Source organism: Citrobacter sp. MGH105 (genome assembly GCF_001037485.2).
In the GTDB taxonomy this organism is placed as follows: domain Bacteria; phylum Pseudomonadota; class Gammaproteobacteria; order Enterobacterales; family Enterobacteriaceae; genus Citrobacter; species Citrobacter portucalensis.
This window is the reverse complement of record NZ_CP073048.1, coordinates 2,906,897-2,921,795: the sequence shown is the minus strand read 5'-3', so window position 1 is coordinate 2,921,795 and position 14,899 is coordinate 2,906,897. Positions and strand designations below refer to the sequence as shown.

The 14,899-nt window shown below is 51.8% G+C and carries 12 protein-coding genes; 2 read left to right on the top strand and 10 right to left on the bottom strand.

Annotation, left to right across the window (positions count from 1 at the left end):
* Nucleotides 1–13 precede the first annotated feature (13 nt).
* From SK35_RS13960 to ppsR, 4 genes are all read right to left on the bottom strand, one after another.
* Nucleotides 14–1,996, bottom strand: coding sequence for a TonB-dependent hemoglobin/transferrin/lactoferrin family receptor (locus SK35_RS13960; protein WP_048214323.1), 1,983 nt, complete (start codon nucleotides 1,994–1,996; stop codon nucleotides 14–16).
* A gap of 74 nt (nucleotides 1,997–2,070) precedes the next feature.
* The gene (gene hemP / locus SK35_RS13955) at nucleotides 2,071–2,259 is read right to left on the bottom strand and encodes a hemin uptake protein HemP (protein ID WP_003832599.1); all 189 of its coding nucleotides are present in this window, start codon (nucleotides 2,257–2,259) and stop codon (nucleotides 2,071–2,073) included.
* Between the two features lie 170 nt (nucleotides 2,260–2,429).
* The gene (gene aroH / locus SK35_RS13950; RefSeq protein ID WP_003030555.1) at nucleotides 2,430–3,476 is read right to left on the bottom strand and encodes a 3-deoxy-7-phosphoheptulonate synthase AroH; all 1,047 of its coding nucleotides are present in this window, start codon (nucleotides 3,474–3,476) and stop codon (nucleotides 2,430–2,432) included.
* 126 nt (nucleotides 3,477–3,602) lie between these two features.
* Nucleotides 3,603–4,436: a posphoenolpyruvate synthetase regulatory kinase/phosphorylase PpsR gene (gene ppsR / locus SK35_RS13945; protein ID WP_003832602.1), complete on the bottom strand. Its 834-nt coding sequence runs from the start codon at nucleotides 4,434–4,436 to the stop codon at nucleotides 3,603–3,605.
* Between the two features lie 328 nt (nucleotides 4,437–4,764).
* On the opposite strand from ppsR, the gene ppsA reads away from it, so the two are divergent.
* A complete protein-coding gene (ppsA, locus tag SK35_RS13940) occupies nucleotides 4,765–7,143 on the top strand; it encodes a phosphoenolpyruvate synthase (RefSeq protein WP_003832604.1) in 2,379 nt (792 codons plus the stop codon).
* A gap of 67 nt (nucleotides 7,144–7,210) precedes the next feature.
* Here the strand turns inward: ppsA and fadK are convergent, their stop codons facing one another.
* The 5 genes from fadK to SK35_RS13915 all read right to left on the bottom strand — a co-directional run bounded on the left by fadK (nucleotide 7,211) and on the right by SK35_RS13915 (nucleotide 12,289).
* Entirely contained in the window at nucleotides 7,211–8,848 is a 1,638-nt protein-coding gene (gene fadK / locus SK35_RS13935) for a medium-chain fatty-acid--CoA ligase (RefSeq protein WP_048214322.1), read from the bottom strand.
* 82 nt (nucleotides 8,849–8,930) lie between these two features.
* Nucleotides 8,931–9,224: a ferredoxin ydiT gene (locus tag SK35_RS13930; RefSeq protein WP_003832609.1), complete on the bottom strand. Its 294-nt coding sequence runs from the start codon at nucleotides 9,222–9,224 to the stop codon at nucleotides 8,931–8,933.
* The gene (locus SK35_RS13925; RefSeq protein ID WP_048214321.1) at nucleotides 9,221–10,510 is read right to left on the bottom strand and encodes an FAD-dependent oxidoreductase; all 1,290 of its coding nucleotides are present in this window, start codon (nucleotides 10,508–10,510) and stop codon (nucleotides 9,221–9,223) included. Before SK35_RS13925 ends, SK35_RS13930 begins: the two co-directional genes overlap by 4 nt.
* A 57-nt stretch (nucleotides 10,511–10,567) precedes the next feature.
* The gene (locus SK35_RS13920) at nucleotides 10,568–11,503 is read right to left on the bottom strand and encodes an electron transfer flavoprotein subunit alpha (RefSeq protein WP_048214320.1); all 936 of its coding nucleotides are present in this window, start codon (nucleotides 11,501–11,503) and stop codon (nucleotides 10,568–10,570) included.
* A gap of 21 nt (nucleotides 11,504–11,524) precedes the next feature.
* Nucleotides 11,525–12,289, bottom strand: a complete 765-nt coding sequence (locus SK35_RS13915) for an electron transfer flavoprotein (protein WP_048214319.1) — start codon at nucleotides 12,287–12,289, stop codon at nucleotides 11,525–11,527.
* Nucleotides 12,290–12,795: 506 nt separating this feature from the next.
* On the opposite strand from SK35_RS13915, the gene SK35_RS13910 reads away from it, so the two are divergent.
* Nucleotides 12,796–13,686 (top strand): AraC family transcriptional regulator, encoded by an 891-nt coding sequence (locus tag SK35_RS13910; RefSeq protein WP_032943176.1) that lies wholly within the window; start codon nucleotides 12,796–12,798, stop codon nucleotides 13,684–13,686.
* 54 nt (nucleotides 13,687–13,740) lie between these two features.
* On the opposite strand, the gene SK35_RS13905 is transcribed toward SK35_RS13910, so the two are convergent.
* Entirely contained in the window at nucleotides 13,741–14,892 is a 1,152-nt protein-coding gene (locus SK35_RS13905) for an acyl-CoA dehydrogenase (protein ID WP_048214318.1), read from the bottom strand.
* Nucleotides 14,893–14,899: the final 7 nt, after the last annotated feature.

The window sequence follows — 14,899 nt, the reverse complement described above, 5'->3', positions numbered from 1 at the left end:
CGGGGAAAAGTGATTACCACTGATAACTCACGAAAATTTTGCCATTACGACCATCCTGCGGAATGCCTTGCGGCGACCAGTACTCTTTGTCGAAGGCGTTGCCCAGTACCAGCGTGGTGGTCATGCCTTTCAGCGCTTGTTGGCCCTGATAGCTCACGTAGAAATCGTTTACCGCATAGCCGGGCTGTTTAGCGTAGGTGCTGCTGATATGCGTTGAACGGTCAGCAAATGTCCCTATCCAGCCGACAGAGAAACCGCTGTGCGCAACCGGCACATTCAGTTTGCTGGTGACGGTGTCAGGGTTAATGCTGGAAATGTATTCGCCGGTGTCAGTATCTTTTCCGCGTGTGCGGTTATAGGCCATGTCGAGGCTGAACAGGTCGGTGGAATATTTCGCCATCACGTCCCAGCCCCAGATTTTGGCGTTGGGTACGTTATAGGACGTGGTTGTCGCAGCGGCGAAATCGACGCTGGTGGAGATGTAATCTTTCGCTTTGGTGTCGAAATAGCTGGCTTTAAATTCGAGCGCGTCGCTCGCCATCAGAAGATCGTCAAAGCGCAGGCCAAATCCGTATTCCTGTGTTTCGTTGGTTTCCGGGCGCAGGTTAGGGTTCGGCACCCAGTAGTTGGTGTAAAAACGACCAATCGAAAAGTGTTTCGCATCGTTATACATCTCGCCCATAGTCGGGGCACGGAAAGCCTGAGCGTATGAACCGAACAGCATCAGCCAGTCAGTTGGCGCAACCGTTAATCCGGCGCGGGACGACCATTTATCGGCATCGACATCTTCATAGCCGTCGCTGCTGCCACGATAAGAGTCATAACGGGTACCGCCCAGCAGCGTAACCGGCAGGTCGCGCAGGGTGATTTCATCCTGTAGCCAGCCGGAGCTGAAATCGATCTTAGCCTCCGGGAAACCAGTTGTTGCTCCTCCCGGTTGTTGCTCCTGACGATAGTATTCACCGCCGTAGGTCAACAGGTGAGATGCAAAAGAGTCGGTAAACAGGCGACTGCGGTTGTCGATCTTCCCGCCTTTGGTGGTTTGCTTGCGAAATTCGCCAGTGTTATCTGCGTTCTGAGCATTAATGCGCGCTTCGGACCAGTAGATGCGGGCGTCAGCGTTCAGCCAGTCATTGTCCGCCGGAGCGAGCGAGTAGGTCAGTTGCGCATCACGCTGGATCGTTGAACGGTTGGTCATCGGATTGCTGGCATCCGCCGCGCTGGTCTGCGGGTTTTTAGGTTCCCGGGCGTCATTATTGTAGTAACGCAGCGAACCGGCCAGCGTCTGGGCGCTGTCAATTTTCCAGCTACCTTTCGCCAGCATATTATTAATTGCTTCGTCATTCGGCGCAGTAGTACCGTCACTCTGGCGTAAATCACCGCGATCGCGGCTGGACCAGGCAAGCAGTCCGTCCAGCGTATCGGTACGGCCATACGTGCTGGCGCCCATGCCGAGACTGTGATCGCCGGTCGCCGCGGTACCGAACACGCGATAACCACTGTTTTGCCCGACTTCCAGTAGATCTTTGGCATCTGCAGTGTCATAGGCGATCACGCCGCCTAGCGCGCCGCTACCGTACAGTAGTGCGGAAGGGCCACGCACGACTTCGATGCGTTTGATAAGCGCCGGGTCGAGGAAGGTACTGTTCAGGTGTCCGGTGTCGGTTCCCTGGCGAACGCCGTCAACCAGCACCAGAACGCCGCGTCGATCATACCCGCGCAGATTCACGTCCTGGCCGTTGGTACGGCCCGTACCATCAAGGGTCAGGCCCGGAACCTTACGTAACAGGTCGGCAGCTGAGCTGGCGGTTTGGTTTTCTGGTGCAGTGGCGTCAATGACGCTGACCATCATCGGTGCTTCAAAGGCGCTACGGGCATTGCCGGTGGCGGTAACGGTCATATCCTCGACCGCCGCCCAGGCGACGGCGGGCAGGTTACCGATAATCGCCAGCGCCAACAGCGATGGGCGCAGGGAAGCGGTGTGCAGGTAAGGCATAGCAACTCTCCATTCGGAAATCGAAAAGCGCTGGCTGCCTGGGTATGACCTGGGTGGCTGGCGAAATGTGTTGTTTATTTAGTCAGAATGAGTTTTCCGGCTTGTGTCTGGCGCAGCAGGTAGTGCTGACCATCATGTTCTATGATCACGCGTCCTTCGTTACCAAGCAGGGTTTTACTGTCAATTCGTCGGTCGTTTGGCGCGACGGAAGGCGGTGTTTTGTCTTTTGCGGGCGTTGCCGTTGTGTTATCCATACGTGACATAGTGTTTAAAAATAACAATCAATGTAACAATGATAATCATTATCATCAAACTGCAAATTTGCGGCAAGCGTTTTTGTGAAATAATTGTGACGAGAACGTTTTTTGCGCAATAAGAAAGGGAAAAACAAGGGATTAGCGCCGGGCAAGCTGATATTGCCCGGCGAACAGCATTAAAAACGGCTATCAACCGCAGAGGCGAGTTTTTCAACCAACAGTTCGGTATCTTCCCAGTTCAGGCACGGGTCGGTAATGGACTGACCGTAAACCAGCGGCTGGCCGCTAACGATTTTTTGCGTACCTTCACGCAGGAAACTCTCCGCCATAATCCCGGCAATCGCCGTCGAACCATTGCGAATTTGCTGGCATACATCATCACAAACGTCCAACTGACGGCGATGCTGCTTCTGGCAATTGCCGTGGCTAAAATCGACCACCAGATGCTCAGGCAGGGAAAATTCGTGCAGGGTATCGCAGGCGGCAGCAATATCTTCAGCATAATAATTCGGCTTTTTACCGCCACGCATGATGATATGCCCGTAAGGGTTACCGCTGGTCTGGTAAATGGTCATCTGGCCGGTTTTATCCGGCGAGAGGAACATGTGACTGGCGCGGGAGGCGCGAATCGCATCGACGGCGATGCGCGTGTTGCCATCCGTTCCGTTCTTAAAGCCGACCGGGCAGGAGAGCGCGGAGGCCATTTCACGATGGATCTGACTTTCGGTGGTGCGCGCGCCAATAGCTCCCCAACTGATTAAATCGGCAATAAACTGGCCGGTCACCATGTCGAGGAATTCAGTCGCCGTGGGGACGCCCAGTTCGTTGACCTGCAACAGCAGTTTTCGCGCCAGTTCAATACCGTGGTTTACACGATAACTGCCGTTCAAATCCGGGTCGGAAATCAGGCCTTTCCAGCCTACGACGGTGCGTGGTTTTTCAAAATAGGTACGCATCACGATTTCCAGACGCGCCTGGTGCTTAGTGCGCAGCGCCTGTAATCGTGTCGCGTATTCCATCGCGGCATCAAGATCGTGAATCGAGCAGGGACCTACGATCACCAGTAAACGGGGGTCTTCACCATTTAAAATTTTTTCTATCCGACGTCGGGAGTCCGTAACATGACGGGCGACGGAGGATGAAACAGGATGCCGTTGCGCAAGCTCTGCTGGAGTGACCAGGTTGTCAATACGCGCAGTACGGAGTTCATCGGTTCTGTTCATTACTTGTCTCAGAAATTTGTTGCTTCAACGGCAGGACTACCGGGAAGTGATGTACATCACAATATCACACTCATCCTGCCTGGTGGCGAGCATAATAACAAAAAATCGAACCAATGCACTAGCATTCTAGTACATGCGACGATTCAGTCCCATGATATCGAGGATCTTGGTAGCAATCTCTTCTACCGAATAATTGGTACTGTTCAGCCAGGGGATCTGGTTTTTCCGGTACAGCGCTTCTACCTCAGCGACTTCCATACGGCACTGACGCAGCGAGGCGTAACGGCTGTTCTCACGGCGTTCTTCGCGGATGGCCGCCAGGCGCTCAGGGTCGATAGTCAGACCGAACAGCTTATGCTGCAACGGCTTGAGGGAAGTGGGCAGTACCAGATTATCCATATCATCGGCAATAAAGGGGTAGTTGGCCGCGCGGATACCAAACTGCATGGCCAGATACAAACTGGTCGGGGTTTTGCCGCAACGGGAAACGCCGAGCAGGATCACCTGCGCCTGATCGAGGTTGCGCAACGAAATACCGTCGTCGTGGGCGAGGGTGTAGTCAATGGCAGCAATGCGCGCGTCGTACTTGTTGAGGTTACCGGGATTCAGACCGTGAGTGCGATGGGCGATAGGCGTAGGGTCGAGTTTCATCTCGTGTTGCAGTGGGGCAACCAACGCCTGCACGATATCCTGACAAAATCCTTCGCTTTGCAGAATGATCGAGCGAATTTCCGGCAGGACGATGGAGTAAAACACCAAAGGGCGTACGCCAGTTTGTTGGTAGATAGCGTCAATCTGGTCTTTAACCGCGCGCGCACGACTCTCATTTTCCACAAACGGCAGCGTAATACTGCTGATCGTGACAGGAAATTGCGACATCACCGCGTGACCCAATACCTCGGCGGTGATGGCCGTACCATCAGAAATATAAAATACGTGACGATCAACAGCATTATCCATTTTGCTCATCCTGGGGCAGATATAATTCTCTGAAAGCATAAATTAAAATTCGCCAGAAGCGAATATTTCCGCATCTATTTTATAAAATGAAACGGTATTTTTATATTTAATGAAAAGTGGATTTCATTTTTCGGAACAAATGTTTATACCGATCGTTTTTGTGGTGATCCCGTGTGGCTCGCGGGTTTGCGCAAATGCGGAAACAATCTGAAAAAATAAAAAATAAAGTTGCTTGAACGATTCACCGTTTTTTTCGCCGGAGTAAATATGCCAAGATAATTACGCAAAATTGAGTTTCCTAACCTCGTTCATATATAAGGATTGTTCGATGTCCAACAATGGCTCGTCACCGCTGGTGCTTTGGTATAACCAACTCGGCATGAATGATGTAGACAGAGTTGGAGGCAAAAATGCCTCCCTGGGTGAAATGATTACTAACCTTTCAGGTATGGGTGTTTCCGTACCGAATGGTTTTGCAACGACCGCCGATGCGTTTAACCAGTTTCTGGACCAGAGCGGTGTAAACCAGCGCATTTATGAGCTGCTGGATAAAACGGATATCGACGATGTCACTGAGCTTGCGAAAGCCGGGGCACAGATCCGCCAGTGGATTATCGACACTCCTTTCCAGCCCGAACTGGAAAATGCCGTCCGCGATGCCTACGCGCAGTTGTCAGCGGACGATGCCAATGCCTCTTTTGCCGTGCGTTCTTCCGCTACCGCAGAAGATATGCCAGATGCGTCATTTGCCGGTCAGCAGGAAACCTTCCTCAACGTCCAGGGATTTGATGCCGTACTGGTTGCCATCAAACACGTATTTGCCTCGCTGTTTAACGACCGCGCGATCTCTTATCGTGTTCACCAGGGCTATGACCACCGTGGCGTCGCGCTCTCTGCTGGCGTTCAGCGGATGGTACGTTCTGACCTCGCGTCCTCAGGCGTAATGTTCTCCATCGATACCGAATCCGGTTTCGACCAGGTTGTCTTTATCACGTCCGCCTGGGGCCTGGGCGAAATGGTCGTGCAGGGCGCCGTTAACCCGGATGAATTCTACGTGCACAAACCGACCCTGGCGGCTAACCGTCCGGCGATCGTTCGTCGCACAATGGGATCGAAAAAAATCCGCATGATTTACGCGCCGACCCAGGAACACGGTAAGCAGGTGACCATTGAAGATGTCCCGCAGGAACAACGCGACATTTTCTCCCTGACTAACGAAGAAGTGCAGGAACTGGCTAAGCAGGCGGTACAAATCGAGAAGCACTACGGTCGTCCAATGGACATCGAATGGGCGAAAGACGGTCATACCGGCAAGCTGTTCATTGTTCAGGCGCGTCCGGAAACCGTGCGTTCTCGCGGTCAGGTGATGGAGCGGTATACTCTGCATGCTCAGGGTAAAATTATTGCTGAAGGTCGCGCCATCGGCCACCGCATTGGCGCGGGTCCGGTCAAAGTCATTCATGACATCAGCGAAATGAACCGCATCGAACCAGGCGACGTACTGGTTACCGACATGACCGACCCGGACTGGGAACCGATCATGAAGAAAGCGGCAGCAATTGTCACTAACCGTGGCGGTCGTACCTGTCACGCGGCAATCATTGCGCGTGAACTGGGGATCCCGGCCGTGGTGGGCTGTGGCGATGCGACCGAGCGCATGAAAGATGGTGAGAAGGTAACCGTCTCCTGTGCCGAAGGTGACACCGGTTATGTTTACGCTGACATGCTCGACTTTAGCGTGAAGAGTTCCAGCGTGGAGACCATGCCGGATCTGCCGTTGAAGGTGATGATGAACGTCGGTAACCCGGACCGGGCTTTCGACTTCGCCTGTCTGCCAAACGAAGGCGTCGGCCTGGCGCGTCTGGAATTTATCATCAACCGCATGATTGGCGTACACCCGCGTGCGCTGCTGGAGTTCGATGACCAGACGCCTGAGCTGCAAAATGAAATCCGCGCCATGATGAAAGGTTTCGATTCTCCGCGTGAATTCTATGTCGGTCGTCTGACGGAAGGGATCGCGACGCTGGGTGCGGCGTTTTATCCAAAACGCGTCATCGTGCGTATGTCGGACTTTAAGTCCAACGAATATGCCAACCTGGTCGGCGGTGAGCGTTATGAACCGCATGAAGAGAACCCGATGCTGGGCTTCCGTGGGGCGGGCCGTTATGTTGCCGACAGCTTCCGCGACTGCTTCGCGCTGGAATGCGACGCAGTAAAACGTGTCCGTAACGACATGGGCCTGACTAACGTTGAAGTGATGGTACCGTTTGTACGTACCGTTGCCCAGGCGAAAGCGGTGGTGGAAGAGCTGGCACGCCAGGGGCTGAAACGCGGCGAGAACGGACTGAAGATCATCATGATGTGTGAGATCCCGTCTAACGCCTTGCTGGCCGAGCAGTTCCTCGAATACTTCGACGGTTTCTCCATCGGCTCAAACGACATGACGCAGTTGGCGCTGGGTCTGGATCGTGACTCTGGTGTGGTTTCTGAACTGTTTGATGAGCGTAACGACGCGGTGAAAGCGCTGCTGTCGATGGCGATTCGCGCAGCCAAGAAACAGGGCAAATACGTGGGTATTTGCGGTCAGGGACCTTCTGACCACGAAGACTTCGCGGCCTGGCTGATGGAAGAGGGGATCGACAGCCTGTCGCTGAACCCGGACACCGTCGTACAAACCTGGCTGAGTCTGGCTGAACTGAACAAGTAATATCATGCCTTATCCGGCCTATTCAACGTAGGCCGGATAAGATGCGTGAGCATCGCCATCCGGCGCTTTATCCTGTAATACTCTCCACGCTCAAACGCTGAATAATATCCTGACGAAGCTGGTATTTTTGTACTTTACCGGACGCCGTGCGCGGTAATTTTTCCACGATCACAATGTGCTCAGGGTATTTATACTTTGCCACCCGCTTGCGGCTAAAAAAGGCCACCACTGATTCCAGCGACAACGAATGATGCGGGGGTTTTAGGACCACGTAAGCACACGACCTTTCACCTAAGCGTTCGTCCGGCATCGCGACAACACAGGCATCGTGAATGCGAGGATGCTGCAATAAAATATCCTCAACTTCGCGGCTGCTGATGTTTTCTCCACCGCGGACAATGATATCTTTTTTCCGTCCGGTGATTTTGATGTACCCCGCATCGTCCATTCGGCATAAGTCGCCGCTGTAATACCAGCCGTCTTGATCCAGCGCGCGGGCGGTGAGTTCGGGTTCATCGAGGTAGCCCATAAACACATTGGGACCACGCGAAGCTTCTTCACCTTCTACCCCCGCGGGCAACGTATTGCGTGCTTCGTCGACCATTTTAATTTCGACGCCTGCAGCGGCATACCCGTCGGTATTCATCATGCGAGAAAGCGAATCATCGAGATTGACCAGCGCATGCGGTGAACTCTCTGTCGAGCCATAAATGCTTAATAATTTTATGCCAAGCTGCTGGCAGTCACGGGCAATCTTTTGTGGAATGGTTGTGCCCCCACATAAGAAAAAGCGTAGCGATGAGAGATCGCGTGGTCGTTTTTCCATGCTACACAACATGTCGTAGACGAAGGGCGTTGCGCCGAGCACACAGGTACAGTGTTGTTGCTCCAGCAGTTCAAGACAGGCGATTGGGGTGAAAATATCTAACAATACGCTGCGTGCGCCGATTAAAAACGGTGCGGTAACGCCATGCAGAAAACCGGTAGCGTGTCCCAGTGGTGCGGGCATCAAAAACACATCCTGCCAGGTGAGATTGAGGCGGGCACAGTAGGCGCGCTCGCTGGCAAGGATGTTGTTGTGGGTCAGCATTACGCCTTTTGGCATTCCCTCGGTACCGGAGGTAAACAACACCGCCGCCAGTTCATCGGCGTGAACATTAATCGTCTGGGTTAAAGGCGGAGCTAAAAGCAGTTGACTGAGCGCCAGCGAGGTAGTTGCCGGAGCCAGTTTATCCACGGCAACGATCTGTTGCAGATGCGGCAACTGGTTTTGTAAGGGGAGGATCAGATCGACCGGTCGGGTCTGTTTAAACAGCGTCGGTGCGAAAAAAATCTTCGCTTTGCACTTATTCAGCACCCATACCAGCTCTGCTTCACGCCACGCTGGCAGCAGAGGTACGGAAACGGCCCCGGTTTTCAGGCAGGCCAGGTAGATAATCGTAAACTCGCACCAGCCCGGTAACTGGAAGGCAATGCGATCGCCGGGTTGAATACCGCAGGCTAAAAACCAGGTTGCCAGACTGCTGGCCGCGCTGTCGAGTGCAGCATAGGTGTATGAAGCGCCATGGTTATCAACCACGGCGATTTTATCTGGCATGGCTCTGGCAGTTTGGTTCCAGTAATCGCCAAGCGAAGCATCTCCCCATAAACCCTGTTGCCGCCAGACTTCGCGGCGTTCGGCGTTAAACGTTAGTGTGATACTCATGAAGTTATTCCCAGGATGATTTCGGCATACATCTGACCGGATGGCCGGCGTGGCCGATCCGGTGTACTACAGGCAAAATCCATTAGCCGTAGCGAAAATCAACGCCAAATGTTCCGACCGGATATTCCCATTGGTCGAGGATTGTGTCGCCGCACAGTACTCGACACGTTCCGCACTCCAGGCAACCAGCAGAATCAAAATGAATGTTTCCACTCTCGTCCTGCTTATACAGCCCGGCGGGGCAGGCTTTCAGCAGCTTGCGAAATTCATTAAGGTCTGGATGTTCGGCCAGGATGATGTGCGGGTGGCCTTCATCGACATTGAATTTATTGACGCCCAGTTTGACGTCAACGTTAACGGTATTGTCCTGATTCATAGTGCAGTTGCCCCCTTGATACCGTCTTTCAGTAAGTTCATCAGCCCGATTTGTTTTGCGTGGGACATAATCATCTTGCGAACCGGTTGATTTGGACGTCCGTCAACGGTGAACATATCGCTCATGATGTCGGCCACCATACGCGGATACTGGGTGAACAGCCGTGGGTTTTCCATTAACGCCGGGATCTTGCGAAAATGCTGTAAATCACGCATCACACAGCCCTGTTCGAGCGCGCGCTTGTAGCCCATCAGGCTGCTGGCAGAGAAATCCTGGCGTTCTTTTGCTGCAATAGCTGTTTGGGCAGCGGCTTCTGCGGAAGCGATGGCCAAATCCATACCTCGCACCGTGAAACCCAGGTTCAGACAGAAACCGGCGGCATCGCCCACGATCATCACACCGTCATCGACCAACTTTGGAACCATTGCCAGACCGCCTTCCGGCACCATATGCGCGGAGTATTCCAGTAGTTCTCCACCGGCAATCAATGGCCGAATAGTTGGATGTTGCTTAAAGTCTTCCAGCATTTGTGGAATGCTTTTTGTGGCATGGGCAATATCCCCCAGACCACACACCAGACCCAGAGAGATGGAGTCCTGGTTGGTATACAAAAATCCGCCTCCCATCAACCCATCAGACGGTGAGCCTGCAAACAGCCAGGCCGCGCCTTCATTACCTGAAAGATTGAAGCGATCTGCAATGACCGCTGGAGGTAAGCCGATCAGCTCTTTTACGCCAACGGCATAGTGATGTGCAGAAGAGGGCGGAACCATCCCCAGGGAACGCCCCAGCATAGAGTTGACGCCATCGGCAAGGATGACAATATTGGCTTCCAGGATATCGTCACCGGCCTGAACTCCGGTAACCTTATTACCTTCGCGGATCAGGGCATCGACGCGCACGCCGGGGATGAACTGCACGCCAGCTTGTTCCGCTTTTTCCATTAGCCATGGGTCAAGTCTGTTGCGCAAAACGGTATACGAATCCTGCGTTGGCGCGTCAGCTTTTTCACGATGAAAGTCGAGAGTGACGGCGCTTTCTTCGGTCAGAAAAGAGATTTTTTCGCGGGTGACTTTACGCTCGAGCGGCGCTTCCTGCGCGAAACCCGGCATGATGCGCTCAAGACTATGTGCATAGAGTCTTCCGCCGGTCATATTTTTACTACCTGCACTGTTTCCGCGCTCGATGACCAGTACGTCCAGTCCGGCCTGAGCCATCACGTAGCCTGCAACCGTACCCGCCACGCCAGCACCGACCACAATGGCATCAAATTTTTCATCTGACATGCTTTATGCTCCCTTCCCGCTGCGAGGGCAGCGGGATATGTGCGTTAAATGTGGGGGTTAGCGGCTGAGATGCTCGATAAGAGCCGGAACGACTTTGTAGATGTCGCCGACCAGTCCGTAATCGGCGTAATTGAAAATAGGGGCTTTCTTATCTTTGTTGATGGCGACAATGACTTTCGCGCCGTTACCGCCGACCATATGCTGAATTTGTCCTGAAATGCCGAGGGTGAGGTAAAGGTCCGATTTCAGTAACACGCCAGAAACGCCGATGTAGCGTTCGCGTTCCATCCAGTTTTCGCCTTCGGCAATCGGTCGTGAACAACCCACTTCTGCACCCAGTACAGATGCCAACTGGTGCACCATCTCCAGATCGTTTTGCGCAACCAGGCCGCGGCCCACACCCACCACACGTTTGGCTTTGCTGAGATCCACGCTGCTCACGGATTTGGCGCGACGTTCCTGGCACATAATTTCATGGTGTGGTGCGATGTAAGGTGCAGAGACTACAGGGCAGGTATGTGAAGCATTAGCCTCTACCGGTTCAAGTACGCCTGTGGCAAGGGTGATAATTGCCTGAGTTGTTTTGATTTTTTCTTTGCCGAATGCCAGGCCACCGTACATACGGTGTTCTGCGAACAGTGAGCCATCATCAAGTGTTACCGACGTGGCGTCATTTACCATCGCTGCATTGAGCTGAATACTTAACCGCGCACCAAGGGATTTAGCGCGTTTAGTCGCTGGCATCAGCAATAGCCCGGTATGTTCTTGTATCAGGGCGGCGATGGTCTCGGCAAAATTTTCAACACGCTGTAAACCAGACGTTGTTTCAAGCACGACAATCTCATCGGCACCCAGAGGTTTAACCTGATTGGCCTGCTCGTTGCCTTGTACAATAAGGTGCACCTGTTCACCCCACAGGCGTGCGCCGGCCATTAATTCTGCATAGCGTTCTACGTTATCGCTGAACACCCATACGTTAGCTAATTTACTCATAATAATTTCTCTCCGTTGGGCTTAGTTCAGGGCTTTTTTCAGATGCTCAGCCAGCTCGGCGATGGCTTCTGCTGAGTCATTTTCCAGAATGATGTGCTTACGTTCTGTTTGTGGCGGAACGGTGAGGCTCACCAGTTCTGCTAACGGTGAGGCAGGTGTCCAGCCAATATTGCTGGCTTGCCACGGTGTGACTGGTTTTTTACCTGCGCCCAGAATGGCTTTCATCGAGGGGATACGCGGCGTATTGATATCCGAGGTTACGCACAGCACGGCGGGGAGCGACAGTTCAATCACTTCAACTTCGTCTTCCAGCGTACGTTCAACCACAATGCGATCGCCGTTACGTTGGATGTTGCTGACGGCGTTAATCACTGGAAGTTGTAAGAGTTCGCCAACCAGTAAGCCAACCTGCTGGGCGTAGATGTCTCCAGACCCTTCGCCGAACAGCATCAGGTCGAATTCAATGTTTTTGGCCGCGCAGGCCAGCGCCTGAGCCGTGTCTCGCGGTAATGAATGCTCCAGTTGGGGATCCTGCACCATAAACAAACTGTCCGGCCCGCGGGACAGTACGTCTTTACGCACTTTGGAGTTTTGCAGTAGCGAGCCGCCAACCGTTAAGGCGACAATTTCATCACCTTCCGCACTAAGTTGCGTCGCGGCCTCTATTGCATTCAAATCAAACTGACTGATTTTGGCATCGGCCCGGTCAAAGTTAAGCGAACGTTCTGGGGTAACAACAATGTCCTGTTCTTCAGGCACCAACTTAAAGCAGGTTATTAGTTTCATGGCATCTCCAGTGATTCTCGTGTGGATGATGACGGGGAGTGACATCATCAACAGTAGGGAAAATTGACTGAAAATAGTGTGCGGCAGAGGGGGACTGTTTTCGACGGGGCAATCTGTTTTCATTCCCAACAATCTTGCAAAAAAAAGGACTTTAGGAATGCTGAATTTATGAACGTAAAGACGACGTCGGGTGTTAAAGTGATAAATATGGAAATAAAATCGAGACGTTTTTTTGAGAAATGGATCATATTTTTATCCGTTTCTGCACGCACTTTGTTTCTGGTGTGTAAATTATTATTGCTGACTTAATAACATTTATACTTTCCTGTTATTTTAAAATAAAAAAAATTTGCGCGAGCAGCGTGCTGAAGTTGGAGGTGTCATCTTGCAGACGACGCAAATAATTTTGTTTCGCCTGGATAGAATAACGTTGTATAACATCATCATCGTTTTTACTTTTCAATATTAACTATCCGCAAAATTACTGCCTTTCGGTGGAGGTTGTCATGTATCAACGCTGTTTTGATAATGCCATGGAGACCCTTTTTGAACAGGGAAAAACCCCGAGATTTTCGCGATTCGTCATCAGTGATGATCCTAACTGGGAGTCGGGCCATCATGTTCATGACAATGAAACAGAGCTTATCTATGTAAAAAAGGGTGTCGCAAGGCTAATTATCGACTCTTCGCTGTATGTCGCACATGCGGGTGACATCGTAGTGATAGAACAAGGGCGGTTACATGCGGTTGCTTCCGATAGCAGCGCACCTGCAACCACTTACACCTGTGCGCTCTACGGCTTTCGTTTTAACGACTGGCAGGAGAACCAACTCTTGCAGATGCACTCGTGTCCGGTTATTAGCGTTAGCCAGGGCAAAGAGGTTATTAAAAGTATCTTTAATGAACTGAGTGTTATGATCCCGCAGAGCAAGAATAACCTGACGTCTTCCGCTTATGACGCCTTTGCTTATGCATTAACCGTTTTATATTACGAAAACTTTAAAAATGCTTATCGTTCTGAGCAGGGATATATTAAAAAAGATATCTTAATTAAAGATGTGTTGGTTTATTTAAATAACAACTTCCGAGAGAAAATTACGCTGGAACAGTTGTCTAAGAAATTTCGAGCCAGCGTGAGCTATATCTGTCACGAGTTTACTAAGGAATATCGTATTTCGCCGATTAATTATGTGATTCAGCGGCGAATGACAGAGGCAAAATTTGCCCTGACGAATACGGAGTCCTCGTTGGCAGAAATTTCATGGCGGGTAGGGTATGAAAATGTCGATCACTTTGCCAAACTCTTTCAGCGGCATGTGGGTTGTACTCCCAGCGATTATCGTAAGCAGTTTAAAAATAACCTTGTAGAACAAGAATGTTTGATGCCAGAAATATGATTCACCTGGCACGTGCCGGATAACGCATTTGCGCTATCCGGCAAGCATTACTGCTTACTTATTCTGATAATCTTTCAGGATTTGGCGACCCGCGACGTAAATCATGATTTCATCTGTACCACCGCCAATGCGTTCACAGCGGACATCACGCCAGAAGCGGGAAACGCGTGCTTCGTCGGTGTAACCCAGTCCACCCATAATCTGAATGGCGTCATCAATCACTTCCATTGCAGTACGTGCACAATACAGTTTTGCCAGCGCTGCACTGGTGCGCAGAGACTGTTCCTGATCGGCCTGCCAGGCGACTTTTAACACCATATTGCGCATGTTATCGATTTTAATCGCCATCAGCGCCAGTTTTTCCTGGATCATCTGATTGTGACCAATTGGCTTACCGAATGCGATGCGCTGGTTGGCGTAACGGGCGGCATCTTCGAAGGCGCATTCAGCAAAACCGCTACTGCGTGCAGCGTTGATCAAACGTTCCATTTCGAAGTTGTACATGACGTTGAGGAAACCCATGCCTTCCTCTCCGACCATATCGCTTTCGTCCACTTCGACGTCATCAAGATAGACTTCGCAGGTGCTGAGCATATGCCAGCCGATTTTATGCAGCGGATTAACCTTAATGCCGGGTTTCTTCGAATCGACCCACCATAGCGTAAAAGCTTTTTTCGGATCTTTTGGCTCCGGATCGCGGGCCAGTACCAGCATATATGGATACTCTTTCGCGCCGGTGATAAAGGTTTTTTGCCCGTTGAGATAGACCTTACCATTTTTGCGAGTGTAGCTGGTGGTCGCGCTGTTGTTGTCGGAGCCAGCTCCCGGTTCGGTTAATGCCAGCGCATACGCTGGATCGCCCGTTTCCATGGTGCTTTCTGCGGTCTTACGCAGCTGTTCGGCGGATCCAAAACGTCGCATACTGTGAATACACTGACCGTTAGTGATCAAAAAAGCGGGTGCGCCGCATTTTGAAACTTCCATCAGCGCCAGCATCTGTGTGACGTAATCCGCCGGGATGCCACCAAACTCTTCCGGAACGCCCAGCATCGAAATACCGTTGTCCGCCAGGGCACGCATAAACTCTTTCGGGTAGGTCGCCGTTTGATCGCAGGTACGGAAATATTCTTCCGGGAAATTGCTGGTAATCAGTTCTCGAATACTGGCAAGTAGCAGTTCTTGTTCTTCAGTTAAAGAAAAGTCCATCATGGTA